At 68.8% G+C, this 26,423-nt stretch carries 23 protein-coding genes and 2 tRNA genes; 17 read left to right on the top strand and 8 right to left on the bottom strand.

Annotated elements, in window-relative coordinates; translation table 11 throughout:
- Positions 1–384 precede the first annotated feature (384 nt).
- From G6034_RS00210 to G6034_RS00180, 7 genes are all read left to right on the top strand, one after another.
- Positions 385–2,349 (top strand): DEAD/DEAH box helicase, encoded by a 1,965-nt coding sequence (locus G6034_RS00210; protein ID WP_176633089.1) that lies wholly within the window; start codon positions 385–387, stop codon positions 2,347–2,349.
- A gap of 370 nt (positions 2,350–2,719) precedes the next feature.
- Positions 2,720–2,791: transfer RNA gene (locus G6034_RS00205), tRNA-Thr, on the top strand.
- A gap of 62 nt (positions 2,792–2,853) precedes the next feature.
- Positions 2,854–2,927 (top strand) — tRNA-Met (locus tag G6034_RS00200).
- Between the two features lie 136 nt (positions 2,928–3,063).
- Positions 3,064–3,711: an NAD(P)H-binding protein gene (locus G6034_RS00195; RefSeq protein WP_176633088.1), complete on the top strand. Its 648-nt coding sequence runs from the start codon at positions 3,064–3,066 to the stop codon at positions 3,709–3,711.
- A gap of 519 nt (positions 3,712–4,230) precedes the next feature.
- Positions 4,231–5,103: an HpcH/HpaI aldolase/citrate lyase family protein gene (locus G6034_RS00190; RefSeq protein WP_176633361.1), complete on the top strand. Its 873-nt coding sequence runs from the start codon at positions 4,231–4,233 to the stop codon at positions 5,101–5,103.
- Positions 5,104–5,107: 4 nt separating this feature from the next.
- Positions 5,108–6,067, top strand: coding sequence for a DUF2797 domain-containing protein (locus tag G6034_RS00185; protein ID WP_343037891.1), 960 nt, complete (start codon positions 5,108–5,110; stop codon positions 6,065–6,067).
- A gap of 242 nt (positions 6,068–6,309) precedes the next feature.
- Positions 6,310–6,573 carry a DUF3188 domain-containing protein gene (locus G6034_RS00180; protein ID WP_176633087.1) on the top strand — a complete coding sequence of 88 codons (264 nt, stop codon included), beginning with the start codon at positions 6,310–6,312 and terminating at the stop codon, positions 6,571–6,573.
- A gap of 36 nt (positions 6,574–6,609) precedes the next feature.
- On the opposite strand, the gene G6034_RS00175 is transcribed toward G6034_RS00180, so the two are convergent.
- The gene (locus G6034_RS00175; protein WP_176633086.1) at positions 6,610–8,160 is read right to left on the bottom strand and encodes an MFS transporter; all 1,551 of its coding nucleotides are present in this window, start codon (positions 8,158–8,160) and stop codon (positions 6,610–6,612) included.
- A 79-nt stretch (positions 8,161–8,239) separates the two neighbouring features.
- Between G6034_RS00175 and G6034_RS00170 the strand changes: the two genes are divergently transcribed.
- From G6034_RS00170 to G6034_RS00140, 7 genes are all read left to right on the top strand, one after another.
- Complete coding sequence (locus G6034_RS00170) at positions 8,240–8,815, top strand: TetR/AcrR family transcriptional regulator (protein ID WP_176633085.1); 576 nt, start codon at positions 8,240–8,242, stop codon at positions 8,813–8,815.
- Positions 8,816–9,043: 228 nt separating this feature from the next.
- The gene (locus G6034_RS00165) at positions 9,044–9,493 is read left to right on the top strand and encodes an FAS1-like dehydratase domain-containing protein (RefSeq protein WP_176633084.1); all 450 of its coding nucleotides are present in this window, start codon (positions 9,044–9,046) and stop codon (positions 9,491–9,493) included.
- Positions 9,493–9,918: a MaoC family dehydratase gene (locus G6034_RS00160; protein WP_176633083.1), complete on the top strand. Its 426-nt coding sequence runs from the start codon at positions 9,493–9,495 to the stop codon at positions 9,916–9,918. The genes G6034_RS00165 and G6034_RS00160 overlap by 1 nt, the downstream gene beginning before the upstream one ends.
- Positions 9,915–11,336 (top strand): MFS transporter, encoded by a 1,422-nt coding sequence (locus G6034_RS00155; RefSeq protein WP_176633082.1) that lies wholly within the window; start codon positions 9,915–9,917, stop codon positions 11,334–11,336. The genes G6034_RS00160 and G6034_RS00155 overlap by 4 nt, the downstream gene beginning before the upstream one ends.
- Positions 11,333–12,457 (top strand): UDP-N-acetylmuramate dehydrogenase, encoded by a 1,125-nt coding sequence (locus G6034_RS00150; protein WP_343037882.1) that lies wholly within the window; start codon positions 11,333–11,335, stop codon positions 12,455–12,457. Before G6034_RS00155 ends, G6034_RS00150 begins: the two co-directional genes overlap by 4 nt.
- 193 nt (positions 12,458–12,650) lie before the next feature.
- Entirely contained in the window at positions 12,651–13,778 is a 1,128-nt protein-coding gene (locus G6034_RS00145; RefSeq protein WP_176633081.1) for a fatty acid desaturase family protein, read from the top strand.
- Positions 13,779–13,809: 31 nt separating this feature from the next.
- Positions 13,810–14,937: a winged helix DNA-binding domain-containing protein gene (locus G6034_RS00140; protein ID WP_176633080.1), complete on the top strand. Its 1,128-nt coding sequence runs from the start codon at positions 13,810–13,812 to the stop codon at positions 14,935–14,937.
- Between the two features lie 66 nt (positions 14,938–15,003).
- Here the strand turns inward: G6034_RS00140 and asd are convergent, their stop codons facing one another.
- The 7 genes from asd to G6034_RS00105 form a co-directional block, all read right to left on the bottom strand.
- On the bottom strand, positions 15,004–16,149 hold the full coding sequence (gene asd / locus G6034_RS00135; protein WP_176633079.1) for an aspartate-semialdehyde dehydrogenase: 1,146 nt from the start codon (positions 16,147–16,149) through the stop codon (positions 15,004–15,006).
- Positions 16,150–16,234: 85 nt separating this feature from the next.
- On the bottom strand, positions 16,235–16,831 hold the full coding sequence (locus tag G6034_RS00130; protein WP_176633078.1) for a dihydrofolate reductase: 597 nt from the start codon (positions 16,829–16,831) through the stop codon (positions 16,235–16,237).
- Positions 16,828–17,646: a thymidylate synthase gene (locus tag G6034_RS00125; protein WP_176633077.1), complete on the bottom strand. Its 819-nt coding sequence runs from the start codon at positions 17,644–17,646 to the stop codon at positions 16,828–16,830. The genes G6034_RS00130 and G6034_RS00125 overlap by 4 nt, the downstream gene beginning before the upstream one ends.
- Before the next feature lie 70 nt (positions 17,647–17,716).
- The gene (locus G6034_RS00120; protein WP_176633076.1) at positions 17,717–18,682 is read right to left on the bottom strand and encodes an NUDIX hydrolase; all 966 of its coding nucleotides are present in this window, start codon (positions 18,680–18,682) and stop codon (positions 17,717–17,719) included.
- On the bottom strand, positions 18,682–20,925 hold the full coding sequence (locus G6034_RS00115; RefSeq protein ID WP_176633075.1) for an RNA degradosome polyphosphate kinase: 2,244 nt from the start codon (positions 20,923–20,925) through the stop codon (positions 18,682–18,684). Before G6034_RS00115 ends, G6034_RS00120 begins: the two co-directional genes overlap by 1 nt.
- Positions 20,926–21,016: 91 nt before the next feature.
- Entirely contained in the window at positions 21,017–21,994 is a 978-nt protein-coding gene (gene mshD, locus G6034_RS00110; protein ID WP_176633074.1) for a mycothiol synthase, read from the bottom strand.
- Positions 21,995–22,746: 752 nt separating this feature from the next.
- Positions 22,747–23,445: a response regulator transcription factor gene (locus G6034_RS00105; protein ID WP_176633073.1), complete on the bottom strand. Its 699-nt coding sequence runs from the start codon at positions 23,443–23,445 to the stop codon at positions 22,747–22,749.
- Between the two features lie 169 nt (positions 23,446–23,614).
- On the opposite strand from G6034_RS00105, the gene G6034_RS00100 reads away from it, so the two are divergent.
- The 3 genes from G6034_RS00100 to ygfZ all read left to right on the top strand — a co-directional run bounded on the left by G6034_RS00100 (position 23,615) and on the right by ygfZ (position 26,350).
- On the top strand, positions 23,615–24,349 hold the full coding sequence (locus tag G6034_RS00100; RefSeq protein WP_176633072.1) for a permease: 735 nt from the start codon (positions 23,615–23,617) through the stop codon (positions 24,347–24,349).
- Positions 24,350–24,509: 160 nt separating this feature from the next.
- A complete protein-coding gene (locus G6034_RS00095; RefSeq protein WP_176633071.1) occupies positions 24,510–25,109 on the top strand; it encodes a heme-binding beta-barrel domain-containing protein in 600 nt (199 codons plus the stop codon).
- Positions 25,110–25,252: 143 nt separating this feature from the next.
- Positions 25,253–26,350, top strand: coding sequence for a CAF17-like 4Fe-4S cluster assembly/insertion protein YgfZ (gene ygfZ, locus G6034_RS00090; RefSeq protein WP_176633070.1), 1,098 nt, complete (start codon positions 25,253–25,255; stop codon positions 26,348–26,350).
- Positions 26,351–26,423: the final 73 nt, after the last annotated feature.

The following is a 26,423-nucleotide window of genomic DNA, read 5'->3' as shown; positions in this document are numbered from 1 at the left end:
GGCGGGCGGCGTCGAACATCCCCTCCGCAGGGCAGGCAACGGGGCCCTGTGCCCAACCTCACGGGGCCCCATCGACAACTGGGTCGGTGAATGGGTAGCGTATGCCCTATAATTTAAACATCCCCCACTCCGGTATCTCCTTTTATTTCTGCCCAATTTTTGAGGCAGGAGCCTGAAGTGTATGGGGCCCGCAAAGCAAGTTGGGCGGGCAGTAAAGCGTTCATAGGGGATTGCCGGCAAAGTAAACGCCATGTGGCGCCGGCACCCGCTGACGCCTGCAGACGCGCTAAAAGCGCCCAGCAATGGTGCGGAATTCCTGCCACGGGATGGTCCATAGCGGCTGGTTTTCCTTTGTAATGCGGCTCTCACAGGCCGCTTGGCCCTATGAATGAGGACATACTCACCATGCCCGAAAACCTGACCGAAACCAGCCCGGACGCCGTCACCATCAACAAGGACGACGCCCCGGAAGTAACTTTTGCCGAGCTCGGCATTGACCGCCGCGTGCTCTCCGCCCTGAGCGACGTCGGCTACGAGACGCCCTCGCCCATCCAGGCCGCCACCATCCCGCTGCTGCTCGAAGGCCGCGACGTTGTGGGCCTGGCCCAGACGGGCACCGGAAAGACGGCAGCATTCGCCGTCCCCGCGCTGTCCCGCATGGCCGAGCTGATGGACCTGAACGGCCCCACCAAGAACACCCAGATCCTGGTGCTGGCCCCCACCCGCGAGCTGGCACTGCAGGTCGCCGAGGCTTTCACCTCCTACGCCAAGTACATGGAGAACTTCAGCGTCCTCCCGGTCTACGGCGGCTCCGCCTACGGACCCCAGCTGGCCGGCCTGCGCCGCGGCGCCCAGGTGGTTGTCGGCACGCCCGGCCGCGTGATCGACCACCTCTCCAAGGGCTCCCTGGACCTGTCCAACCTCCAGTACCTGGTCCTGGACGAGGCCGACGAGATGCTGCGCATGGGCTTCGCCGAGGACGTGGAGCAGATCCTGTCCCAGACCCCGGCGGAAAAGCAGGTTGCCCTGTTCTCCGCCACGATGCCCGGCCAGATCCGCCGCATCTCCAAGCAGTACCTGAACAACCCGGCCGAGGTCACGGTCAAGTCCAAGACCACCACCGGCGCCAACACCCGCCAGCGCTACCTGCAGGTCATGGGCCCGCACAAGCTCGACGCCCTGACCCGGGTGCTTGAGGTGGAGGAGTTCGACGGCGTCATCGCATTCGTGCGCACCAAGATGGCCACCGAGGACCTCGCCGACAAGCTCAAGTCGCGCGGATTCCAGGCTGCCGCCATCAACGGCGACATCCCGCAGCAGCAGCGCGAACGCACCATTGAGGGCCTGCGCGACGGCCGCTTCGACATCCTGGTCGCCACCGACGTGGCCGCCCGCGGCCTGGACGTGGAGCGCATCTCGCACGTCATCAACTACGACATCCCGCACGACACAGAGTCCTATGTGCACCGCATCGGCCGCACGGGCCGTGCAGGCCGTTCCGGCGACGCGATCCTGTTCATGACCCCGCGCGAGAAGTACCTGCTGCGGGCCATTGAAAAGGCGACCCGCCAGCCGGTGGAGCAGATGCACCTGCCCTCCGCCGAGACCATCAACTCGCTGCGCCTGGGCAAGTTTGCCGAGAAGATCACGGAGACGCTGGCCAGCCAGGACGTGGCCAAGTTCCGCGACCTCATTGCCAGCTACGAGGAAGAGCACGACGTCCCGGCAGCGGAGATCGCCGCGGCCCTGGCCGTCATGGCCCAGGGCGGCCAACCGCTGCTGGTCAACGACCTGCCGGCCGCCCCGGAGTACCAAAAGCGCGAGCGCGCCAAGGACGGCTTCGGCTCCCGCGGCCCGACCCGCACGCTCACGGAGGGCAACGCCACCTACCGCATCGCGGTGGGCCGCCGCCAGCGCGTCATGCCCGGATCCATTGTGGGCGCCATTGCCAACGAGGGCGGCCTGTCCTCCTCGCAGATCGGCGGGATCGACATCCGCGCCGACCACACCCTGGTGGAGCTGCCGGCGGAGCTGTCCAAGGACCAGTGGCGTGCCCTGAGCAAGACCCGCATTGGTGGCGAGCTCATCAACCTCGAGCTGGACAATGGCCGCCGCCCGGCGTCCTCCGCCGCCGGCGGTGCCCCCTACCGCGACCGGAATGACCGCGGCCAGGGCGGCTTCAAGAAGAAGTTCGAGGGGGGCCAGGGCGGCTACCGCGGCGACCGTGACCGTGGCGCGGAACGCGGCTTCGGCGCAGACCGCGCCCAGGGCCACACGGGCCACGGCGGCGGCGACCGCCGTCCCCGCCATGAAGGTGGGCAGAGCTTCAACAGCAAGGGCAAGTGGTAGCAGGCGACGTTGCCGGACAAAATGATCCGGCCGGTGCCTTGAACCGGTTCGCCGACCCCGCGTCTTGAACCAGTTCCCACAAAAAGGGGGCGGACATTGGAAACAATGCGCCGCCCCCTTTTGCATGCCGCGGCGGCGGTGCGTCCAGGGAGCGGGGGCCTGTGAGGCATCTCATCATGCGGGGTTCCAGGCCCGGACAGGGCAGGGTTCTTGCGGGGATTCGGCCCGGTGAGGGTCCGCTTCGATCCCCCAACTGGCCCGTTTTCGGCGCAGAGGCAAGGAAGCCCGCATGTGATTTCAACACCCTCGAAAGGGGGCCGCACCCCCGATTTCGCTTCCTGCAAAACCGCTGGTAAAGTATTTTCTCGTTGCCCCCCTAGCTCAGTGGTAGAGCGCGTTCTTGGTAAGAACGAGGTCACCGGATCGATTCCGGTGGGGGGCTCGCAAATGGGGTGGCTCGTGTCAAGACGGTTTTGGCCGGCAACACGGACCAGACTCATTTATGGCGGCGTAGCTCAGTTGGTTAGAGCGCACGACTCATAATCGTGAGGTCGGGAGATCGAGCCTCCCCGCCGCTACCGAGAAAGGACCCGTGGTGCCCGGCCCGAAAGCCGGGCGCCACGGGTCCTTTGTTGTGTGTGCGCCGTGCCCGGTGTCTACTGGGAGGACGCAGGCAGGGGTCCGGGACCGCTGCCGTGACGAAGGGGCAAGCGCATGGGCAAGGTCATGATCATTGGCGGGCACGGGAAGATCGCGCTGCTGCTGGCACCGCTGCTGAAGGCCGGCGGCTGGGAGGTCTCCGGGGTGATCCGCAACGCGGCCCAGATCGACGACGTTGCCGCCGCGGGCGCCACGCCTGTGGTGCACGACGTCGTCTCCTCCTCCGCGGACGAGCTCGCCGCCCTGATGGCCGGGCAGGACGCGGTGGTCTGGTCCGCCGGGGCCGGCGGCGGAAGCCCCGAGCGCACCTATGCCGTGGACCGCGACGCCGCCATCCGCTCCATGGACGCGGCAGAGGAAGCCGGCGTGGGACGCTACATCATGGTGTCCTACCTGGGGGCCCGCACCGACCACGGGGTGCCGTCCGGGGACAGCTTCTTTGCCTACGCCGAGGCCAAGGCTGCAGCCGACGCCCACCTGCGCGGCACGGCACTGTCCTGGACCATCCTGGGACCCGGGGCGCTGACCCAGGACGAACCGACGGGGACCATCACCACCGCGCCGGATCCCGACCGCCGAAACACCTCCCGCGCCAACGTTGCCCTCGTGGCGGCGGCCGTCCTGAACCGGCAGGACACGGTCCGCCGCACCATCGAATTCACCGACGGGGACACCCCCATCGAAGAGGCCTTGGCCCCCTGAGCCCCGGCCGCCAGTGACTGTCAGGAACGGGGGCGGCCATGATGCGGACAACAACGGCGGTCCGGACGACGGCGACGGAGTCACGTGACCCCTCCGCCGGCCCGGACACCCGCCGTCCGGCCATCCGTTCGCCGTTGAACCAACGGCCCACGGTGAACGCCTTCAACGAATACACAACATCGCGGACCAAGGGAGGTCCCCTGCATTTCCTTCAGCTCACGGCCCAAGAGCGGCCTCAACCCGTAGGGGGTCGCCGTGGTGGCGACCGTGCTGGAGATCGAAAGGCATGCCCGCGCCGAGGACGCCGCCGAGCGAACTGCCCGCGCCGCATTCCGGGACGTCGCGGAGCTGCTGGTCACCGGGCGGGCGTTCGGCTTGGTGGGGCTCAGCGTGCCCGTCGTTGCGGTCCCGCAACCGCTCCGGCACCTCCCCACAGCTGGCGCATTCCGCCAGCCATTGGCGCCGGGTCTTGTAGACAGGCGCAGCGCCCCGGGCGCCAACTGCGTATACGGTAGATGTATGTCTAGTACCGCTCACACCGACGCCGTTTCCAAGCCCGCCCGCACCCGCAACATCCCGGCCGAAATTGCCCGGTCCTGGCTGCTCGTGCCCGCGACCCGCCCGGAGATCTTTGACGAGGCAGCGGATTCGCGCGCGGATGCCGTCGTGCTGGACATCGAGGACGCCGTGGACCCCAAGAAGAAGGACGCCGCGCGTGCCGACGTCATCGCGTGGCTGCGCAACGGCGGAGAGGCCTGGGTCCGCATCAATGACGTCCACTCGGATTTCTGGGCCGACGATGTGGCGGGCCTGCGCAACATCCCCAACCTGCTGGGCGTCATGCTGGCGAAGACTGAAAACGCCGAACAGGTCAAGGAGACTTACCACCGCCTCGATGGCAAGACCCGGGTCCTTGCCCTCGTGGAGTCCGCCCTCGGCATCGAGGAAGCCAACAACATCGCCCGCGCCGAAGGCGCCTTCCGCCTCGCGTTCGGCTCCGGCGACTTCCGCCGCGACACCGGCATGTCCTCCGACCGTGAGGCCATGGCCTACCCGCGCGCCAAGCTCGTGGTGGCCAGCCGCGTCGGCAACCTGCCCGGCCCCATCGACGGCCCCACGGTCGGCACCAACCACCCCATCCTGCGCGAGCAGTCAGCCATCACGGTCTCCATGGGCATGACCGGCAAGCTGTGCCTGGCCACCGACCAGACCACCATCATCAACGAGGTCATCAGCCCCACGCCCACCGACGTCGCGTGGGCCACCGACTTCATGAACGACTTCAACGCCCGCGGCGGCGTCATCCGCGACGGCTCGGACCTGCCCCGCCTGGGCCGTGCAGAGAAGATCATGAAGCTGGCCGTGGCGTACGGCGTCCAGCCAGCCGTCTAGCTTGGTGGACAGCCCGGTGGTCGGTCCTGTCGAGAGCCTGGCGCCCGGCGGAGCCCCGGCCTTGGTCCGCGGGATCACGTGGTCCCCGGACGGGCCCGCCCTTTCCCTGGCCGCTGACGACGGCGATGCCCGCCTCCCGCTTGGCCCTGGCCTGTGGCTGCGGTTCCGTGTGCTGTCCGGACCGGGTGTTCCGGCCCGGTACTGTCTCGGCTATTCGGCGGTGCACGGTCCGACGGAGGCCCGGCACCACCCGTGCCCCACGGGCCAGGCTGCCGAGCGTGGCTACCAGTGCGGCGCCTGTTTTGCCCGGGACGACTTCCGCTTCATGCACGACTTTCACCGCAGCGGCATCGCACCGCCCGGACTACGCGCGTACTTGGGTCAGCCGCACTGGCTCTACGTTGCCACGTTCGCCGACGGCACGGTCAAGGTGGGCACCGCCTCCCAGCGCAGCAAATGGGCCCGGCTGGCGGAACAAGGTGCCATTGTTGCCCGGTATGTTGCCCATGCCCGGGACGGCTCCGTGGTGCGCCTGCTCGAGGACGCCGTCTCCGAAGGGCTGGGCCTGACGCAGTTCGTCCGGGGCACCGCCAAATATGCGGCGCTGCTGCAGCCCAGGCCGGAAGCCGACCTTGATGCCGCCAACGGGGCCGCGGCGGACGCCGTGCGGGAATTTCTGGACGGCGTGGCGCTGGACGGCTTTGAGGCTGTGTCCGAACAGTTCGAGCCCCATGCCTTCACCGGGGCCGTGTCCCGCCCGGGCCGGCGGATTGCCTACCCGCGGCCGCTGGATTCAGGGGAGCACGGCATGCGGCTGGACTCCATGGTGGGCAGCCATGGGCTGGTGGCCGTCGACGGCGCGGAGTCGGTCTTCCTGGCAGACCTCGCAGCCCTGAAGGGCCACAAGATCGAGCTCGGCAGCTACACCACCGACATCCCCGCGCTTCAGGAGTCCCTCTTCTAGCGGGAGTTTCCCGGCGCCGGCGGCCGCCTGTGGCCCCGGATCGCCGGGGCGTTGCCACACCGCACGTGCGGTGCATCTTGCCGGTGCGGTCGCGGGGTGGGACAGTCATCGCGGAATCAACTTGCGGCGAGCCGCCGTCCTCGCCAGTGGCACCGTTTTCGGCGGGCGCATCGCGGCGTCGGCGGGCCTTTCCCGGCCAGGAGGCGGGGTTGGGGCTCAGTTTCCTCCACTAGACTTGGGCCGTGCTTAACGATTTTTGGGAAACCGCGCCCCCGGCGTACAAATACGCCGTCTTCGGCGGCATGGGCCTGACCGCCATCGGCATCATCATCATCGTGATCGGCGCCGTGGGCTCCACCCCGGCCCTGACTTTTGTGGGCTTGCCCTTCATCGGCGCGGGGGTCATTGCCCACATGACGTCCCTGATGCTCCGTGGCCGCGCCGTCCGCAAGGCGCTCAAGGACGCGGAACTGCGCGAAAAGGGGCGGCGCCAGCCGCGTCGGTGAAACGCTGCTGGCCTGACGGGGAACGGAGCGCCCTGGTCAGTGACCCGCGGGTCCGGAGCCGGATCCCGCGCTGCGCAGGGTGCGCAGGCACATGGCGGCAGTACCCGCCATCAAGGCAACACCCACCAGTGCCACCAGCCCCGAACCGGAATCAAACGCGTGCCTGGCGGATGCCAGCAGCGCCGATCCCTGGGCGGCAGGCAGGGTGCCGGCAACGTCGATTGCCCCGCCCAGCGTCTGGGCGGCCGTGTGCCGGTCCGCAGCGGGGAGCGATTCGGGCACCACCACGTTGATCCGGTACGCGGCGGCCAGGATGCTGCCCAGCACGGCAGTCCCCAGGACCGAGCCCACCTCGTAGGCCGTCTCCGAGATGGCCGATGCCGCCCCCGCCTTGGCCGGCGGCGCGGCACTGAGGATGAGGTCGTTGGAGATGGTCTCGGCGATGCCCACGCCCGCCCCCAGCACGGCAAACGCCGCCACAGTTCCCGCCACCGACCCGCCCGGGTTCAGCCACACTAGCCCAAACCCCACCGCGTTGAGCAGCAGCCCGAAGGACACCAGCCTGGACGGCCGGAAGAACTTGGCCACCGACGCGGCCAGCAGCCCGGTCACAATGGATACCACCAGCCCCGGGACCAGGACGAACGCCGCGGCCGTGGGGGAGAGCCCCACCACCAGCTGCAGGTGCTGGGTGACAAAGTACAGGAACCCCACCAGGGAGAAGATGCTCAGCAGGTTCGCCAGCACACCCCCGCTGAACACCGGATTGCGGAACAACCGGACGTCCAGCATGGGCTCGGCGCGGCCCAGTTGCCGCCGGACAAAAACAACGCCCAGCACCACGCCGGCAACGATCAGGGCACCATTGGCGAGGCCCGGCCCGCCCTGCGCCATTTCCTTGATGCCAAGGATGGTCGGCACCATCGCGCCGAAGGACAGCAGGATGCTCACGGGATCAATTTGTCCCGGCGAAGGGTCCCTCGACGCCGGCACGAAAATCGGCGCCAGGACCAGCAGCGGCACCAGGACGGGGACCGAGAGCAAAAAGACGGCACCCCACCAGAAATGCTCCAGCAGGAGCCCGCCGACAATGGGGCCCAGCGCGGCGCCGCCCGAGAAGCACGCGGCCCAGACGGCGATGGCCGTGCGGCGCTGGTCGTGGTGCACAAAAAGGTTCCGGATCAGTGAAAGGGTTGAGGGCATCAGCATGGCGCCAAACACGCCCAACAGCGCACGGTAGCCGATCAGGGCGGGTGCCGACGGCGCAAAGGCCGCCAGTACGGAGACCGCGGCAAAACCAATGCTCCCCAGCAGCAGCAGGCGGCGGCGGCCAAAGCGGTCGGCCAGGCTGCCCATCGGGACCAGCAGTGCGGCCAGCACCAGAGGGTAAACGTCAATGATCCACAGCAGCTCGGTGGCGGAGGGAACCAGCGCCAGGGAGATGGAGGGGACGGCAAAGCTCAGCACCGTGTTGTCAACCGAAATCAACAGCACAGGCAGCATGAGCACGGCCAGGGCAATCCAGGCGCGCGTGCCCGCACGGGGCGCGGTGGCCCCCGTCTTCGGAGTGTCAAGGATGAAGGCCATGACCATTAGTCTAGACCGTCCAGCCGGTACAGTAAACCGTCCGGACGGTGCAGTTCATCACTTCTTGTAGTCTTGTCCAATGACCACACAACCGTCGCAACCGCCAGCCCGCTCCCGGGTCCTGCAGGCCTATGAGGACCTGTTGATCAACGACGGCCCCCGCGCGGCCACCCTGGACGCGGTGGCGGCGGCGGCCGGCGTCTCCAAGGGCGGCCTCCTCTACCACTTCAAGAGCAAGGAAGCACTGACCGCCGGCCTCGTTGAAAAGCTGGGCGAACTGGCCGAGGTGGACTTTGCGCTCATGGCCAAGGACCCCGACGGCTGCGCCAAATACTACGTGCGCACCAGCGTCTTTGGCGGCACCACCTTCGACCGGACCGTGGTGGCGGCCATGCGGCTGGCCCAAGGCGACGACACCACCGTGCGGGCCGCCTTCTCAAAAATGCACGAGCGCTGGTACCAGCTCATCCTCGGCGACATCGGGGACCCCGCCATTGCCCGGGCCGTCATGCTGATTGGCGACGGCCTCTACTACAACGCGGCCCTTTTTGGACTGCCGGCCCATGTGGGGAACGACGCCGGACCGGACGGCAGCGTGGACGTCCAGTCGCTGCTCGCGGTGGTGGAGCGCATGGGGTCCGCACCCCGGACATAGCGTGCCGCCCCGCCCTGCCAGGCGATGGCGCCCACCGTCCTCCCCGCCGTCGCTTCTCCCCGGCGGCTCCCACGGCTGGCAAGCCCGCGGCGGGCCCCTCGGACGGTAGCGCCCACCGGCCTCCCCGCCTTCGCTTCGCTCAGGCGGGGCCTCTCGGACGGTAGCGCCCACCGGCCTCCCCGCCTTCGCTTCGCTCAGGCGGGGCCCCTCGGACGGTAGGCTTGCCGCATGACCATCAACCCCCACTTGCAGGGCCGCAGCTATCCGGCCGGCGACGTCTACAGCGTCGGCCGCGAGTCCATCCGCGAATTCGCGCGCGCCGTCAAGGCCGGCCACCCCGCCCATTTCGACGTTGCCGCCGCGCGGGAACTGGGCCATGCCGACCTCGTGGCCCCGCCCACCTATGCGATCATCGTCGCCCAGCGCGCGGACGCCCGGCTGATCAACGATCCCGAGTCCGGGATCGACTTCTCCCGGGTGGTCCACGCGGAGCAGAAATTCACGCACCACCGCCCCATCACGGCCGGCGACGAGCTCGTGGCCGAACTCCACGTGGACACCGTCCGGGCCATGGGCGGCGGCGCCATGATCACCACGCGCGCCGAGATCTCCACCGTGGACGGGGACGCCGTGGCCACCACGGTTTCCGCCATCCTGGTGCGCGGGGAGGGCCAGTAATGAACCTTGCAGAACTCACCGTCGGCCAGGACATCGGCAGCCGGCGCCTGGAAATCTCCCGCGCCGACCTGGTGAAGTACGCCGGAGCCTCCGGGGACTTCAACCCGATCCACTGGAACGAACGCTTCGCCCGCGAGGTGGACCTGCCCGGCGTCATCGCCCACGGCATGTTCACCATGGGCTCGGCCGTGCAGCTGGTGACCGACTGGGCAGGCGACCCGGCCGCCGTCGTCAGTTACGGCACGCGCTTCACCAAGCCGGTGCCGGTGGCGGACCTGGACGGGGCGCCGGGCGCCGTCGTCGAGGTCTCCGGCACCATCGGCGCCCTGGATGCGGCCGCCGGCACGGCCCGGATTGACCTCAACGTCACCCTCGACGGGCAAAAGGTGCTGGTCAAGGCGCAGGCCACGGTCCGCGTGGCGTGAGCGGCAGCAACGCCGGTGGCACGGATTCCGGCACCACCGGCGCGGATGCACGCACCGTCAAGGCCTGGCGCAACGGCGTGGTCGCCGCCTATGCGGGGTCGGGGCTGGTTTTCTCCACCTGGGTCTCGCGCATCCCCGCGATCCGCGACGGGCTTGGCCTGACCCCGGCCACTGTGGGGCTGATCCTGCTGTGCATGTCGCTGGGGTCGTTTGTGTCCGTGGCCGCGTCCGGGCTGGTGGTGCTGCGGCTCGGCTCCAGGCTGACCACCCGCGTGTGCACCACCGTTCAGGCGGTGGGCCTGGTCCTCATGGGCGTGGGTGCCAGCGTGTTCGTCAACCCGCTGGTGGTGGGCGCGGGCCTGGTCGTTGTGGGCCTGGGCACGGCGAGCTTCAACACCGCCTCCAACATTGAGGGCGCCGCCGTGGAGCGGGCGCTGGGCCGCCACATCATGCCGCGCCTGCACGGATCCTTCAGCATCGGCACCGTGGTGGGCGCCGGCCTCGGCGCCCTTGCCGCCTCCGTGCACCTGCCCGTGGCCATCCACGTCGCCGTCATTGCCGCGATCGTCTGGACGGCCATCTGGGTTGCCACCCGCCACTATCAGGCGGACCGGCACGCCGCGGACGCCGGACGTGGACAGGGCGCCGTCCGGCTTGGCGAGCTGGACTCCGTGCCGGGCACCGGGCCCATCCCCCTTGTCCGGCCGGGCACGACGGCGCGTCCCCCGGCCAAGGGGGCGGCCCCACCCGCCGCGGACGCGGCCGCCGCGCTCGCTGCGGAGACCCGCAGGCTGGCCCAGGCCAGGCTGGACGGCAGGGCCAAGATCGCCGCAGCCTGGCGGGACCCCCGCACCCTGCTGATCGGCGTGCTGGTCCTGGGCCTGGCCCTGGCCGAGGGCGCTGCGGGCGACTGGGTGGCCCTCGCCCTGGCGGACGGCCACGGCTCCTCCAACGCCACCGGCGCCCTGGGGTACGGCATCTTCGTCTCCGCCATGACGGTGGGCCGCTTCGCCGGCACCATGGTCCTGGACCGCTACGGCCGGGTGGCCGCCCTGCGCGTGAGCGCCGCCCTCGCCGTGGCCGGGCTGGCGGTCTTCGTCTTTGCGCCCAGCCAGGAGGCGGCCCTGGCCGCCCTGGTGTTCTGGGGCCTGGGCTCCGCGCTCGGCTTCCCCGTGGGCATGTCCGCGGCGTCCGACGACCCAGACCATGCAGCCGCCCGGGTCTCGGTGGTTTCAACCATCGGCTACGGCGCGTTCCTCGGCGGGCCGCCGCTGCTGGGCCTGCTCGCCGAACACATCGGGGTGCTGCACTCCCTGCTGGCCGTCCTCGTCATGCTGGTGGTCGCCTTTGTGCTGACGCCCGTGGTGCGCCAGCCCGCCGCGGCCGGCGCCAGGGAAGGCACTACTGTTGAAGCGTGAGTGAAAACGTGCTGCTGAGTTCCCTGACCACCCTCGGCGTGGGAGGGCCCGCGCGCAACTACGTTGAGGCGGCCACCGAGGCGGACATCATTGCCGCCGTCAGGGCCGCGGACCGCGCCGGCGAGCCCTTGTTGATTGTGGGCGGCGGCTCCAACCTGGTGGTCTCCGACGATGGCTTTGACGGCACGGTCCTGAAGATCGCCAGCCAGGGCTTCAAGGCCACTGCCCGGGACTCCTGCGGCGGGGCCTCCGTCGTGGTCCAGGCCGGCCACGACTGGGACCATTTTGTCCACGAGTCGGTGCTGCACGCCTGGAGCGGGCTCGAGGCCCTCTCCGGCATACCCGGCCTCACCGGGGCCACACCCGTGCAAAACGTGGGCGCCTACGGTGCCGACGTCTCGCAGACCATCGCCGCCGTGCGGGTCTGGGACCGGGAGAAGGACGCCGTGCACACGTTCACCAACTCGGAGCTGGGCTTTGGCTACCGTGATTCCCTCATCAAGCAGACCACCGTCAACGGCTCGCCGCGCCACGTGGTCCTGACCGTGGAATTCCAGCTGCCGCTGGGCCGCATGAGCGCCCCCGTGAAATACGCCGAACTCGCGCGCCGCCTGGGCGTGGAAGTCGGCAAGCGGGCCAACTCCCTGCAGCTGCGCCGCACCGTGCTGGAACTCCGCGCCGCCAAGGGCATGGTCCTGGATCCGGGCGACCGGGACACCTGGTCCACGGGCTCCTTCTTCACCAACCCGGTCGTCACGGCGGCCGAGGCCGCGACGCTCCCGGCCGACGCCCCGGGCTGGCCCGCCGCGGATGGCCGCACAAAGCTCAGTGCCGCCTGGCTCATCGAGCACGCCGGCTTCTCCAAGGGCTACGGCCTTGCCCGGGACGGCCTTGCCCGGGACGGCGTTGCCCGGGACGGCGTTGCCCGGGACGGCGTGGACGAGGCCGGGACGACGCCGCGCGCCTCGCTGTCCACAAAGCACACCCTCGCCGTCACGAACCGCGGCGGAGCCACGGCAGGGGACGTGCTGGAGATCGCGCGGGAGGTGCGGGACGGCGTCGTGCGCCGGTTCGGCATCACCCTGCACCCGGAGCCGGTGCTAGTGGGCTGCCACCTTTGACGCCGCACCACTTTTGACCGGTTTTTTGCTGACGCCGCACCACTTCCGGTGCCGCACCCCTACCCCGGTAGGGGGTCAAGACGGCTCCCCGGTGTGATGTGTCCCGGTTCCTTTTTACATAACGTAGAAGTTAGATTCAGACTTTTTCGTTTACGTGATGATTGGGCATCCGTGAGAAACCATGAGGAGCACCATGTCATCGACAACGCTGGACAGCGCGGACCTGCTGCTGGAAGAGACGCCGGCAGCCAAGCCCGTCCGCAAGCGTCCCGTCCGGGACCGCCACGTCACCGACTTCATCCAGCTCTGCGAGCAGGTGCGCGCCGCAGGCCTCATGGAGCGGGACATCACGTGGTACGTCACCCGCATTGTCCGCCAAAGCCTTGGCTACCTGGCCGTTTTGGCGCTGTTCCTGACGCTGGGCCAGAGCTGGTGGCAGCTGGTCACCGCCGTGCTGTTCGCCTTCCTGTGCACGCACACCGCCTTTCTCTCGCATGACGCCGCGCACCGCCAGGTGTTTGCCTCGGCGAAAAAGAACGCGTGGCTGGCCCGGATCGCCGGGAACCTGTTTGTGGGCCTGTCCTACGGCTGGTGGATGAACAAGCACGGCAAGCACCACCTGAACCCGAACAAGATCGGCGTGGACGGCGACATCGATCCCGGCGCCCTCGTCTTTGACCCGGAAAGCGCCGCGAAGCGCACCGGCTTTGCCAAGTGGTTCGCCCGCCGCCAGGGCGCCTTCTTCTTCCCCCTGCTGACACTGGCCGCCCTGGACCTGCACATCGCCGCCGTGGGACGCGTGCTGGACCGCCGTCAGGTTGTCCCCGAACGCAGGGCCGAGATCGCCATGCTCGTGGTCCGCCTCGTGATCCTCCCGGCCTTCACCGTCTTCTACCTGGGCTGGGCGATCGGCCTGGCGTTCATCGCCGTGCAGTTCATGGCGCTGGGCGTCTACATGGGCGGCTCCTTCGCCCCGAACCACAAGGGCATGCCGCTGGTCCCGAAGGACGTCAAGATCGACTTCATGCGCCGCCAGACGCTCATGAGCCGCAACATTTCCGGCGGCTGGTGGGTGGACGCCGGCATGGGCGGGCTGAACTACCAGATCGAGCACCACCTCTTCCCCACCATGTCCTCCAAGAACCTCAAGGCCGTCCAGCCGATGGTCAAGGCATACTGCGCCGAGCGCAACATCGCCTACACCGAAGCCACCCTCGGCCAGTCCTACATGATCGTGATGCGCTACCTGAACCGCGTGGGCCTGGGCCAGCGGGACCCCTTCGAATGCCCCATCACCGCCCAGCTGCGCTCCGCCCGCTGAGGCCACTCCGGGCGGGCGCTAGATTGGGTGCATGACACCTAGCGTCACCCCAAACACGATCGCCAGGCTCCGCCTCGCAGCCCAATGGATACTGCCCGCGTCCGCCAGTCCCAGTCCGGGGCCGGCGGACGTTGTGCGCCGGCTGACCGCACTGCAGGGCCAGGACTTCCCCGGCGCGCTGTGGTCCATCGGGCTGCGCGCGCCCGGCACCACCCGCGCGGATGTCGAGGCCGCCTTCAACAGCGGCGAACTGGTGCGCTCCTGCCCCCTGCGCGGCACCCTCCACGTCACGCTGGCGCAGGACCTTGGCTGGATCCTCGCACTGACCGCGGATCGCATGCGCGCGGGCCAGGCCACCCGCCACCGCCAACTGGGGATTACGACGCCGGACGTGGACAAGGTGCGCGGCATTGCCCTTGCGCTGCTGGAACAGTCGGACGGGAAAGCGACGCGCGAGGAAGTGCTTGCCGCATTTGAGCAGGCAGGCCAGGGGACAAAGGCCCAGCGCGGCTACCACCTCCTGTTTCTGCTCTGCGTCGAGGGGACCCTGGTCCAGGGGCCCGTCAATCCGGAGGGCGGAAACGGCAAGACACAGTACTATGTCAGCCCGGCCGCCTGGATCAGGAATTCACGCGACCTGGACCGCGGGGAGGCCCTGGGCGAGCTGGCCCTGAGATACTTCCGCAGCCACGGCCCGGCCACCGTCAAGGACTTCCAGTGGTGGTCCAAGCTCACCCTGGCGGACATCACGGCGGCGCTTGACCTCGTGGGGCACCTGCTGGAGACCGTGGAATGCAACGGTGCCAGCTATCTGCTGGCGCCGGAAACCGCGGAACTGCTCGGCGGCACGGTGCCCGGGGCCAGGGCGGTCCTGCTGCTGCCCGGCTTCGACGAATACCTGTTGGGCTACACGGACAGGAGCGCCGCGCTGGCACCGCACCACGCACCGCTCACGGTGCCCGGAGGCAACGGCATGTTCAGGGCAACGGTGGTGGCCGGCGGCAAGGTGGCCGGGACCTGGCGGAAAGCACAAGGCGCGGCCGAGAAACAAAGGGAGGTCGCCGGCGTCGTGGTGCCGGAATTGTTTGGCGGGCTGAGTCCGGCTCGGCACAAGGCCCTGGAAAGGTCCGCGAAGGCCTACAAACGCTTCCTCACGTGAAGTGTGAGGCACTTGTTGCCGATAACGCGGCGATTATCAGCAACAAGTGCCTCACGGTTGGGAGGGTTACAGCGTGCCGACCGCGATGCCCAGCATGCGGCGCAGCGGCTCGGCGGCACCCCATAGGAGCTGGTCGCCCACGGTGAACGCGCTGATGTATTCCGGGCCCATTTCCAGCTTGCGGATGCGCCCCACCGGCACGTCCAGCGTGCCGGAGGCCGCCACCGGGGTGAGGAACGCCATGGAGGCTTCCTTCGTGTTCGGCACCACCTTGGCCCACTCGTTGTCATTGGCCAGCAGCGACTCGATCTCGGCCACGGGGAGGTCCTCGCGCAGCTTGAGGGTGAGCGCCTGGGAGTGGGAGCGCATGGCGCCGATCCGCACGCACAGCCCGTCCATGATGACCTTGGTGTCCTCGGCGGTGCCCAGGATCTTGTTGGTCTCCACGCCGGCCTTCCACTCCTCGCGCGACTGCCCGTTGCCGAGGTCGGAGTCGATCCAGGGGATCAGCGAACCGGCCAGCGGGACGCCGAACTGCGAGGAGTCGATGCCCTCGCGCTGGTGGGCGAGGACCTTGCGGTCGATCTCCAGGATGGCCGACGCCGGGTCGTCCAGTTCGGTGGACACCTCGGAGTTGAGCGTGCCGAACTGGTTGAGGAGTTCGCGCATGTGGCGGGCGCCGCCGCCGGACGCGGCCTGGTACGTCATGGCCGTGCCCCACTCGACCAGGTTGTTCCTGAACAGGCCGCCCAGGCCCATGAGCATGCAGGACACGGTGCAGTTGCCGCCAATGAAGTCGCGGGTGCCATTGGCCAGGCCCTTGTCGATGACGTCGCGGTTGACCGGGTCCAGGACGATGATCGAGTCGCTGTTCATGCGCAGGGTGGACGCGGCGTCGAGCCACAGCCCGTCCCAGCCCCGGCTGCGCAGTTCGGTGTGGACGCGCTTGGTGTAGTCCCCGCCCTGGGCCGTGAGAATGATGGGCAGCTTGGCCAGGGTGTCAATGTCAAAGGCGTCTTCGAGGGGACCGGCATCGCCGCCGGCAATGGCCGGGGCCGTGCCGCCGGCGTTGGAGGTGGAGAAGAAGACGGGATTGATGCTGGCGAAGTCGCCCTCGTCCCGCATGCGCTGCATCAGGACGGAACCGACCATGCCGCGCCAGCCGACCAGGCCAACTGATGGGACGGCGGAGGGAACAATGAGAGAGGTCATGCCCCAAGTTTAGGGCGGCGGGCCTGCCGGGGCGAAGTCCGTGTCATCTGGTGAACGCCCCGGCGGCCTTCCGCCGGGTCCAGGACTATTCGGGCGCCTCAAATTCGGTCTCGCCCCTGGCCCACAGGGTGAACCGGTATTCAGTGCCGTTGGCCGAGGTGTGCCAGCCTTCCTTGGGCGTGGCGCCGCGGAACATCCACTCCGGGCCCATCACGGGAGCCTGCGTGTCCCCTGGCACGTCCGTGTTAATGACGGTGACGACCGCGACGTTGCAGTCGTCCATCGCCTGGGCGAAGATTTGCCCGCCGCCCAGCACCCACACCTCGTCGCCGCCGGGGGAGAGCTGCGCCTCCACGAGCGCCTGGTCCAGGGAGTCAAGCACGACGGCGCCGCCCGCCTCCGGCGTGGAACCCCACCCGGGCTGCCGGGTCACCACGATGTTGGTGCGCCCGGGCAGCGGGCGGTACTTTGCCGGAAAGGAATCCCACGTCTTGCGGCCCATGACCACGGGGTGCCCGCCGGTGATGCGCTTGAAGTGGGCCAGGTCTTCGGGCAGGTGCCAGGGCATGCCGCCGTCGGCGCCAATGACCCCCTGGTTGGTTTGGGCCCAGATCATGCCCACGATGGGCTGGGTGAAGCGGAACACGGCGCGCTGTCGGGGGGAACCGGGCTGGGGGCTCATACGGCGATCGGTGCCTTAATCGTCGGGTGGTGCTGGTAGTTGGCCAGCTCAAAGTCATCAAGGGCGTAGTCAAGGATGGATGCGGGCCTGCGGGTGAAGCGCAGCCGCGGGGACGGGTAGGGGGCACGCGAGAGCTGCTCGGCCACCTGCTCCAGGTGGTCGTCGTAGATGTGGACGTCGCCGCCGGTCCAGATGAACTCGCCCGGGTCCAGGTCCAGCTGTTGCGCCATCATCATGGTCAACAGGGCGTAGGAGGCAATGTTGAACGGGACGCCCAGGAAGGTGTCCGCCGAGCGCTGGTAGAGCTGGCAGCTGAGTTTGCCGCGCCCGTCCCCGGTGGGGGCCACGTAAAACTGGAAGAAGGCGTGGCACGGTGGCAGGGCCATGTCCTTGAGCTCGCCCACGTTCCAGGCGGAGACGATGTGCCGGCGGGAATCCGGGTTGCTGCGCAGGGACTCCATGACGGCGGCAATCTGGTCGATGTGCCCGCCGTCCGGCGTGGGCCACGAGCGCCACTGGACGCCGTAGACGGGGCCCAGCTCGCCGTCGTCGTCCGCCCACTCGTTCCAGATCTTCACGCCGTGCTCCTGCAGCCAGCGCACATTGGAATCGCCGCGCAGGAACCACAGCAGCTCCAGGGCCACGGACTTGAAGTGCACCCGCTTGGTGGTGACCAGCGGGAAGCCGTCGGCAAGGTCGAAGCGGAGCTGGCGGCCAAAGACGCTGCGGGTTCCGGTGCCGGTGCGGTCCGATTTGGGGGTGCCGTTGGCCAGCACGTCCCGAAGCAGGTCCTCATACGGGGTCACAATAGTCACGCCCACCAGTCTACTGGTCCCGCTGCCGGGGGTGCGGCCTGCCGCACTTGCGCCGGCGTGACCGGCCGGCTCAGTCCTCGTAGGGCCTGTGCTGCTCCACGGCCACGATGCGGCCGGGGTCGCCGACGGACACGTGCGCCACCAGGACCTCGCCCGGGGCCAGGTGCGGGTCGCCCAGCGGCAGCCTTGCCGCCAGGGGGGCATCCATGTGCCTGGCCAGCGTCCTGAGCACGGTCGGCAGCACGGGCCGGTGCGTGCACACGGCGACGGCGCTGGACTTGGACAGCAGCTTGTCAATGACGGCGGCCGCCTTGGCGGGGTTCCGCTTGTGGTCGGCCTCCGTCAGAGCCGGCACCACCTTGACCTTGGCCTTCGTGGCCTGGGCATAGGGGGAGATGGTGGCGATGCAGCGCATCCAGCCGCTCGTGAGGATCTTGGCCGGGTGCCAGGCCATCAGCAGCCGCTGGAGGTAGAGCGCCTGCCGCTTGCCGGTGGCCGCCAGCGGCCGGTCACCCTCGGCGCGGGTCCAGGCCGAGCGCGGCTTGGCCTTGGCGTGGCGGACCACCAGCAGCGGCCAGGTCTGCAGCGTGCCGGCCTCATGCGCCTCCAGCAGGGCGTCCAGGGGCTCGACGTCGGATGGGTTGGAGAGCAGGCCCCTCGCCTTGGTGGCGGAGCACCAGACGGCGGTGTCCACCTCCTTGCCGTCGGGCAGCGGCGGCAGGTCGTCGACCTCGGCGGCCCAGTAGTGCACCTCCTTCAGGCCGGGCTTGACGGCGTAGCGGATCGAGGGGAGCGGCACGCCCAGGGTGATCGGCAGGCCCACTTCCTCGTACACCTCCCGCACGGCACATTCGGCCAAGGTTTCGCCCTTGTCCAGCTTGCCCTTGGGCCAGGACCAGTCGTCGTAGCGTTGCCGGTGGATAAGGAGCAGCTCCAGCTTCTTCTTCTTGACGCGCCAGCACAGCGCGCCGGCCGCGTACACGGAAATTTCCGCGGCGCCGGCTTCCACGTCCTCCAAGTGCTCGCTGCTGCGCATTACCGGCGCAGGGCGGAACGCTGGCGGGAGCGGCTGGACAGCAGCCAGGACTGGACGTCGCTGAGCGGGTTGCCGTCGGCGTCGCGGTGGTGGCGGGTCCATTCGCCGTCCTGCCCCAGGTGCCAGCTGGACGTGCCGGCGTCGAGGTAGCGGTCCAGCAGCGCGTTGACGTCGCTGATGTCGTCAGGGTTGGAAAGCTTCACCAGGGCCTCCACCCTGCGGTCCAGGTTGCGGTGCATCATGTCGGCCGAGCCGATGTAGACCACCGGGTCCCCGCCGTTGGCAAAGGTGAACACGCGGGAGTGTTCCAGGAAGCGCCCCAGCACCGAGCGCACCGTAATGTTTTCGCTCAGCCCGGGCACGTCCGGGCGCAGCGAGCAGATGCCCCGCACCACCACGCCCACGTCCACACCGGCCTGGGAGGCACGGTACAGCGAATCGATGATGGCCTCGTCCACCATCGAATTGACCTTGAAGCGCACCTGCGCCGGAAGCCCGGCCTTCTTGTTGGCAATTTCGGCATCGATGCGTTCAATCAGGCCCGAGCGCACCGAGCGCGGCGCCACAAGCAGGCGCTCAAACTCGGACTTCGGCGCGTAGCCCGAGAGCTGGTTGAACAGCTTGGAGAGGTCCTCGCCCACCTGGTCGTCGGCTGTCAGCAGCCCCAGGTCCTCGTAGTAGCGGGCCGTGCGGGGATGGTAGTTGCCGGTGCCGATGTGGCAGTACCGGCGCAGCCCATCCTGCTCCTGGCGCACCACCAGGGACAGCTTGCAGTGGGTCTTCAGCCCGACGATCCCGTAAACCACGTGCACGCCCGCCTGCTCCAGCTTCCTGGCCCAGGAGATGTTGGCCTGCTCGTCAAAGCGGGCCTTGATCTCCACCAGCGCCAGCACCTGCTTGCCCGCCTCGGCCGCATCGACCAGGGCGTCAACAATGGGGGAGTCGCCGGAGGTCCGGTACAGGGTCTGCTTGATGGCGCGGACCTTGGGGTCCGAGGCGGCCTGCTCGAGGAACGCCTGGACCGAGGTGGAGAAGGAGTCATAGGGGTGGTGGAGGAGGATGTCGCGCCGGCGCATGGCCGCGAACACGTTGGCGGCCTTGGACGTCTCCGACTCGTTTAGATCGCGCGAGGTGTGGGCCACGTGCTTGGGGAACCGAAGGTCGCCGCGGTCGATGTTGCCAATGACGGACAGCCCGCGCAGGTCCAGCGGCGCCGGCAGCCTGTAGACCTCGGCGTCCTCGACGTCCAGCTCCCGGACCAGCAGCGCCAGCACGTTGGGGTTGATGTCCGTCGCGACTTCCAGGCGGACGGGCGGGCCGAACCGGCGGCGCAGCAGTTCCTTCTCCAACGCCTGCAGGAGGTTCTCGGCGTCGTCCTCCTCCACCTCCAGGTCCTCGTTGCGCGTGACGCGGAAGGTGTGGTGCTCCAGCACCTCCATGCCCGGGAATAGCTGGTCCAGGTGCTGGGCGATGACTTCCTCCAGCGGGATGAACCGGGCCACCCGCCCGGGCACGGTGCCGGCGCGGGGCCCGTCCACGGACACGAGCCGGTCCAGCAGGTCCGGCACCTTCAGCCGGGCAAAAAGTTCCTTGTCGCTGACGGGGTTGCGGACCACCACGGCCAGGTTCAGTGACAACCCTGAGATGTACGGGAAGGGGTGCGCCGGGTCCACGGCCAGGGGCGTGAGGATGGGGAACATTTTCTCGGCAAACATCCTGCCCAGCTGGTCCTTGGCTCCGTCGTCCAGCTCGTCCCAGTGGACCAGGTGGATGTGCTCGTAGGCCAGGGCGGGGCGGATCTGGCTGGCAAAGACATGCGCGTGCCGCGCCTGCAGCTCGTGGGCGGCGTCGCTGATCTGCTCGAGCACCTCGATGGGGCTGAGCCCTGCGGGGGACGGCACGGCCAGTCCCGCGGCGATCCGGCGCTTGAGCCCCGCGACGCGGACCATGAAGAATTCGTCCAGGTTGGAAGCAAAGATGGACAGGAAGTTGACCCGCTCCAGCAGGAACAGGTCCGGGTCCTCGGCGAGTTCAAGGACGCGGGCGTTGAAGGCCAGCCAGCTGAGTTCGCGGTCCAGGAAGCGGTCCGGGCTGATGTCCCCCTCCGGCAGGAGGTTCGGCTCGAACTCGGGGATGGCGATCCGGTCCTGTGTGGCGCGGGCGGACTGCACTTCGCCGGTGCCAAACCGTTCCCCGTTGAGCGAAGCCGCGGTTTGCACCGGTCCCTTGTATTCGCGTTTCATCGATAAATCCTCAAAGTTGGTGCCTCGTTGTTCCAACACTACAAGCCGCCGCGGTCCGTGGCAGTCCCTGCCGGAGGGTTCGTTGCGCCGGTCAGGAAGCGGAGACCGGGCCGTACATGACGTCGGAATCCCATTTGGTGAACCCCAGCTTGCGGTACAGGGCCACGGCGGGCTCGTTGTCGGCGTCCACGTACAGCATGATGGCGCGCAGCCCCTGCGCCTGCAGGTAGTCGATGCCCTGCACGGTCAGGGTCCTGCCCAGTCCCATGCCCTGGGCAGCCGGGGTCACGCCCACCACGTACACCTCGCCCATGGGTGACTGCCCGGCCCGGCCCGGGTGCACCTTGGTCCAGTGGAAGCCCAGGATCGCTCCGGAGCCGTCCACCGCGAGGAAGAACCCGGCCGGGTCAAACCAGGGCTCGGCCATGCGGGCCTGGAGGTCCTCCAGCGTCAGGGCGCCCTGTTCCGGGTGGTGGGCGAAGGCGGTGGCGTTGGCCGCCAGCCAGGCGGCCTCGTCCTGATGCGGCACAAAGGTCCGCAAGGTCACGCCGCCGGGCACTTCCGGGCGGTGCGGTTCCAAGGCCGCTTCCGGTGCCCGGCGGACCAGACGCATGCGCCACAGCTCGCGGATGGCGCGGTAGCCGTAGCTGGCGGCGAGGTCCGCGGCGGCCTCGTGGTCCCCGTGCGACCACGCCCTGATGCCCTGAAGCCCGCGCACCTCCACCAGCTTGTCCACCAGCATGGACCCGACGCCCTCGTTGCGGTAGTTGGGGTGCACCGCGATCTCCAGGACCCCGTCCCCGCCGTCCAGCACGACGATGGCCACCCCGGCCAGGTCTTCGCCTTCCGTCGGCGAGTTCTCCTCCGGCGCATATGTGAGCAGGACCAGCACCGTGTGCGGGCCGGCATGCCTGGCCTTCAGCTCCACCAGGGTCTGCTCGGAAAACGGCGGATTGCCGTCAACGTCCTCGGTGTCCGCGACCAGGTCGAGGATGTCGCGCAGGACGTCGGGTTCGGGGGTGCCCGGGACCACCGTCACGGGCCAGCTGCCAGTCTTTGCGGGGCTCATGACCACAGCCTAGTCCCCGCGCCCTCCCCGGGCGACGCCGGCGCCCGTCACGCGGGGCCCGTCGGGCGCGTGGGCCCGCCTCGCCATGCCAGGCCGGCGCCCGGCACCCGGGGCCCGTCGGGCGCGTGGGCCCGCCTCGCCATGCCAGGCCGACGCCGGCACGTCCCCCGGGGCCCGGTTTGCACCGGACGCGGGTGCTGGCCTAGAGTTTGAGGGCAGCAACCCGAGGGGGATGCACCAGTGGGGTGTCCTCGATACGTTCGACCCGTATGTCCTCCACCATTTCAAGAAGGTCCGCTCCCGAGCGGGCTTTCTCGTTTAAGTGGCCATCCATGTCGTTTCCGACGGCGGGGCCAACCCGCGCTGGATCCGTGAGGGCGGGGCCAACCCGCGAGAAGGGTGCGAAGATACGCCGCCCTCGCGGCTTGGCCCCGCCCTCACGAAAAAATCCCCGCCACCATGACGGCTTGGCCCCGCCCTCGCGAAAAAATCCCCGCCGCCATGACGGCTTCGCCCCGCCATCGCAGCCAAGACCAGCCCCCAGGCCCTTACCTCCCCCCGCACCCATGCCGGGATGCGTGCGTTCGAGCGGCGCCGAAGGGCAGTGGCCACGGCAGGCAGGCGGCGCAAGGGTCGCGGACTCCCTCGCCATGGCAGCGACGCGGATGGCCACTCTTGTTTAATCCCCGTCCACCGGCGGGACCCCGTAGGCAGGTTGTGCCCGTGGCGGGAGGTGCGCGGCACCTCCGCCGCTACGCCTCGGCCAGTTCGTCGTCGGGCATCTTGGCAATGGTCAGGCGGTATCCGACGTTGCGCACCGTGCTGATCAGGCTCTCATGGTCCGAGCCCAGCTTGGCGCGCAGGCGACGCACATGCACGTCCACGGTGCGCGTGCCGCCGTAGTAGTCATAGCCCCAGACCTCGTTCAGGAGCTGCGCCCGGGTGAAGACGCGGCCCGGATGCTGGGCCAGGTATTTCAGCAGTTCAAATTCCTTGTAGGTCAGGTTCAGCACCTTGCCGTGGACGCGCGCGGTGTAGCTGTCCTCGTCGATCACCACCCCGGCGGCCTGGATTTCCTGGTGGACGGAGTCTTCGGCGTCTGCGGCCCGTGTGAGGGCCAGGCGGATGCGCGCCTCCACCTCGGCGGGGCCGGCCGTTTCGAGAATCACGTCGTCCGCCGCCCACGACGCGGTCACGGCCGCCATGCCGCCCTCGGTCAGGATCAGCAGCAGGGGAACGCTGATTCCCGTGGCCCGCAGCAGCTGGGTCAGGGACCGGGAGCCGGCCAGGTCCTTCCGTGCGTCCACCATGATGAGTTCGGACGGCGTGGCGTCCAAGAGGGCGGTGGGAACGGCCGGAAGGATGTGGATCGAGTGGCTGAGCAGTTCCAAGGCAGGCAGAACGTCCACGGAACTGCCGTGGTTGTTGGTCAGCATTAAGATCTGCGACATGTCTTCCTCCAAAGTGCGTCGATGTGCGCATCTTTGAGCGGCGAACCACCTGACACCCCCGGGGCCGGAAAACGCGCACCGTGCGGCCAAGGCGGCATGAACCGTGGCACAACGCTCCGGAGCGAGGGTTGTTCCACAGTGTACCGCGAGAGTAGGGCAGGATTGATGTGTGAAGTCATCATTAGCCGGACTTGTAGGGATCGTTGCGCTCGCAGCCATTGTCGCCGGGCACATTTTCGGGCTCGGCTACATTGTGGGCGTCGCCGTGGCGCTGTCCGCCGTGTTCGGCTACGGCTGGCCGCACTATTTGGGCATTCCGGCGAAGAAGACTCTGGGCGCCGTCATTGCCCTCACCGGCGCCGCGGCGGCCCTCACCAGCGGCCTGACGGCCGACGCAAACTTCCTGGTGTGGACGCCGATCTTCATCGCCTTTGGCTTTGGCGCCGTCCTGGTGGTGCAGCTGATCCGCGGCACGGGCCAGGCGCACCGGCTGGAATCGACCCTGGGGGCAGGTGCCGGCGTCCTCATTGCCGGGTTTGCCGGCGGGTGGGTGGCCTCCTACCGCTTCCTCGGCGCGCCCGGCATGACGCTGATCATCGCGGTGAGCGCCGCGGTGGCGCTGTGCATCGGCATGCTGCCCTGGCCGGACAGGGCCCTTGCGCCCCTGGCCATAGTGCTCTCCGCACTGGCCGGTCCGCTGGCGGCCCTCCTCGTTTCAGACGTCCGGATCCTTCCCGCCGCCGTGCTCGGGGCACTCGTGGCGGCGGTGATCGCCAGCTTCCGCAGGCTGCGCACACTCACCGGGCCGATGCGCGGCGTCACGGGCGCCCTGGCCGCGGCCGCGGCGCCCGTCCTGTCGCTGGGCGCGCTGGTCTATTTCATCGAAAAGCTGCTGCTCGCCTGAGCGTGACCGGGGCGCCAAAAGATCACGATAGTATGGCTGCATGAGCGTACTTGCCTTGGAAATCTTCTTCATCTGCCTGCTGGTCCTTGCCGGCATCACCATGGCCTGGTTTGCCGGACTGGTGGTGTGGCGTCTCTTCAAGGGCCAGCAGTAGGCTGCCATGGCCATTGAGATTCCCACGGACCTGACACCCGAGCTGGTCCCGCTGTCCTGGCTCCTGGGCACCTGGAGCGGCCGCGGCCGGCTGGGCACGGGGGAGGCCGACGACGAGCACTTCACCCAAACGGCGACGTTCAGAACCAACGGGATGCCGTACCTGCAATACACCGCCGAGTCCTGGCTCACCGACGAGGACGGGACCGTCCTGCGCCCGCTGTCCGTGGAGACCGGCTTTTGGCAGCTTGACCGCCCCATGCACGACGCCGACGGCGGCCCCGGGCTGGTCCCCGCCGACATTGTGCCCGCCTTTCGCACCGCCGACGACGTCGAGGCCCTCCGCAACGCCGACGGCGGCTTCGACATCACGGCCACCATTGTCCACCCCGGCGGCATCTCCGAGTTGTACTACGGCACCATCAAGGGCCCGCAGATCCAGCTGTCCACCGACGCGGTCATGCGGCACTCGGGTGCCAAGGACTACTCCGCGGCCACCCGCATCTTCGGCCTGGTCAACGGCGACCTCTACTGGCGCTGGGACGTTGCCGCCCAAGGCCGGTCGCTGGAAGCGCACGCCTCGGCGGCACTGCACAAGGTCCAATAGGCCAAGGTTTTTGACCCGTCCGGCGCCGGGCAGGGTGCGGGCCGTGCGCAGATCAGCGTCATGCGCGGTGTCGGGGTCGCCCGTCCCGCATAACAGCGCGCGCAGCTCGGAATAGGCACATCGAGGAAGGCGTTGCACCCGTTATGAGCTATTTGAGTCCTTTGCTAAACCGCCATGGCGCAGTTCAGGCCGGAGGGCTGGATGCCGGCGTGGCCGCGCACTACGGCGATCCGAACAAGGAGCAGCGGCTCCTGGCCGGATACCTCGGGAAGCCGGGGACCGCGGTCGTGGATCTCTCCCACCGCGGCGTGGTCACCGTCGCCGGCCCGGACCGGCTGAGCTGGCTCAACACGCTGTCGTCGCAAAGCCTCGCGACGCTGCCGCCCAAGGTTGGCACCGAGCTGCTGCTGCTGAGCGTGCAGGGCCGGATCGAATATGACGCCCGTGTGGTGGACGACGGCGCAACCACCTGGCTGATCGTGGAGGCGGACGAGGCCGAGCCGCTCGCCGCCTGGCTGAACTCGATGAAGTTCATGCTGCGGGTCGAGATTGCGGACGTCTCGGCGGACTGGGCCGTGCTGGGTTCTGTGGTGGAGGTTCCGGAGTGGGCCGGGCTGCTGGTGTGGACGGACCCCTGGCCGCACATTGGCGCCGGAGGCTGGAGCTACGCCGCCGTCGACGAGGACAGCCACCCGGGGCTCGAGCGTCCGTGGCACGAGTACCTGGTGCCCGCCGGCGAGCTTGTGGCCACGGTGGGGGACCGTCCGCTGGCCGGAGCCTGGGCGGCCGAGGCGCTGCGGATTGCCGCCTGGCGCCCGCGCCGCGGTGCGGAGACCGACGACAAGACCATTCCCCACGAGCTTGACCTGCTGCGCACCGCGGTGCACATGGCCAAGGGCTGCTACAAGGGCCAGGAAACCGTGGCCCGCGTCCACAACCTCGGGCACCCGCCGCGCCGGCTGGTGTTCCTGCAGCTGGACGGCTCCCAGCACACCATCCCGGCCCCGGGCAGTGAGGTGTTTGCCGGCGACCGCAAGGTGGGCGTGGTGACCAGCGTGGCGCAGCACTTTGAGATGGGCCCCATCGCCCTGGCCCTGGTCAAGCGCACCGTGGACCCCGGCGTGGAGCTCATGGTGGACGACGCCGGCGAGAGGTACGTTGCGTCGCAGGAGACCATCGTGGCCACGGACGCCGGCCAGGTGGTCGGCAGGGCCACGGGCTTCCTGCGCGCACCCCGCTAGGCCCGCGCGACGCACCCGCGCCGGTGCCGCCGGCCAACATGAGGACACCATCACGGACCCACCGCGGGAACCT

The sequence above is a fragment of the Arthrobacter wenxiniae genome, from assembly GCF_013376105.1.
GTDB lineage: Bacteria > Actinomycetota > Actinomycetes > Actinomycetales > Micrococcaceae > Specibacter > Specibacter wenxiniae.
This window is presented reverse-complemented; position numbering and strand designations above follow the sequence as displayed.

Coding starts and splice junctions, on each gene's coding strand:
- G6034_RS00210 (WP_176633089.1), top strand. CDS start 385: ATGAATGAGGACATACTCACCATGCCCGAAAACCTGACCGAAACCAGC.
- G6034_RS00195 (WP_176633088.1), top strand. CDS start 3,064: ATGGGCAAGGTCATGATCATTGGCGGGCACGGGAAGATCGCGCTGCTG.
- G6034_RS00190 (WP_176633361.1), top strand. CDS start 4,231: ATGTCTAGTACCGCTCACACCGACGCCGTTTCCAAGCCCGCCCGCACC.
- G6034_RS00175 (WP_176633086.1), bottom strand. CDS start 8,160: ATGGCCTTCATCCTTGACACTCCGAAGACGGGGGCCACCGCGCCCCGT.
- G6034_RS00170 (WP_176633085.1), top strand. CDS start 8,240: ATGACCACACAACCGTCGCAACCGCCAGCCCGCTCCCGGGTCCTGCAG.
- G6034_RS00165 (WP_176633084.1), top strand. CDS start 9,044: ATGACCATCAACCCCCACTTGCAGGGCCGCAGCTATCCGGCCGGCGAC.
- G6034_RS00160 (WP_176633083.1), top strand. CDS start 9,493: ATGAACCTTGCAGAACTCACCGTCGGCCAGGACATCGGCAGCCGGCGC.
- G6034_RS00145 (WP_176633081.1), top strand. CDS start 12,651: ATGTCATCGACAACGCTGGACAGCGCGGACCTGCTGCTGGAAGAGACG.
- G6034_RS00140 (WP_176633080.1), top strand. CDS start 13,810: ATGACACCTAGCGTCACCCCAAACACGATCGCCAGGCTCCGCCTCGCA.
- asd (WP_176633079.1), bottom strand. CDS start 16,149: ATGACCTCTCTCATTGTTCCCTCCGCCGTCCCATCAGTTGGCCTGGTC.
- G6034_RS00130 (WP_176633078.1), bottom strand. CDS start 16,831: ATGAGCCCCCAGCCCGGTTCCCCCCGACAGCGCGCCGTGTTCCGCTTC.
- G6034_RS00120 (WP_176633076.1), bottom strand. CDS start 18,682: ATGCGCAGCAGCGAGCACTTGGAGGACGTGGAAGCCGGCGCCGCGGAA.
- G6034_RS00115 (WP_176633075.1), bottom strand. CDS start 20,925: ATGAAACGCGAATACAAGGGACCGGTGCAAACCGCGGCTTCGCTCAAC.
- mshD (WP_176633074.1), bottom strand. CDS start 21,994: ATGAGCCCCGCAAAGACTGGCAGCTGGCCCGTGACGGTGGTCCCGGGC.
- G6034_RS00105 (WP_176633073.1), bottom strand. CDS start 23,445: ATGTCGCAGATCTTAATGCTGACCAACAACCACGGCAGTTCCGTGGAC.
- G6034_RS00095 (WP_176633071.1), top strand. CDS start 24,510: ATGGCCATTGAGATTCCCACGGACCTGACACCCGAGCTGGTCCCGCTG.
- ygfZ (WP_176633070.1), top strand. CDS start 25,253: ATGAGCTATTTGAGTCCTTTGCTAAACCGCCATGGCGCAGTTCAGGCC.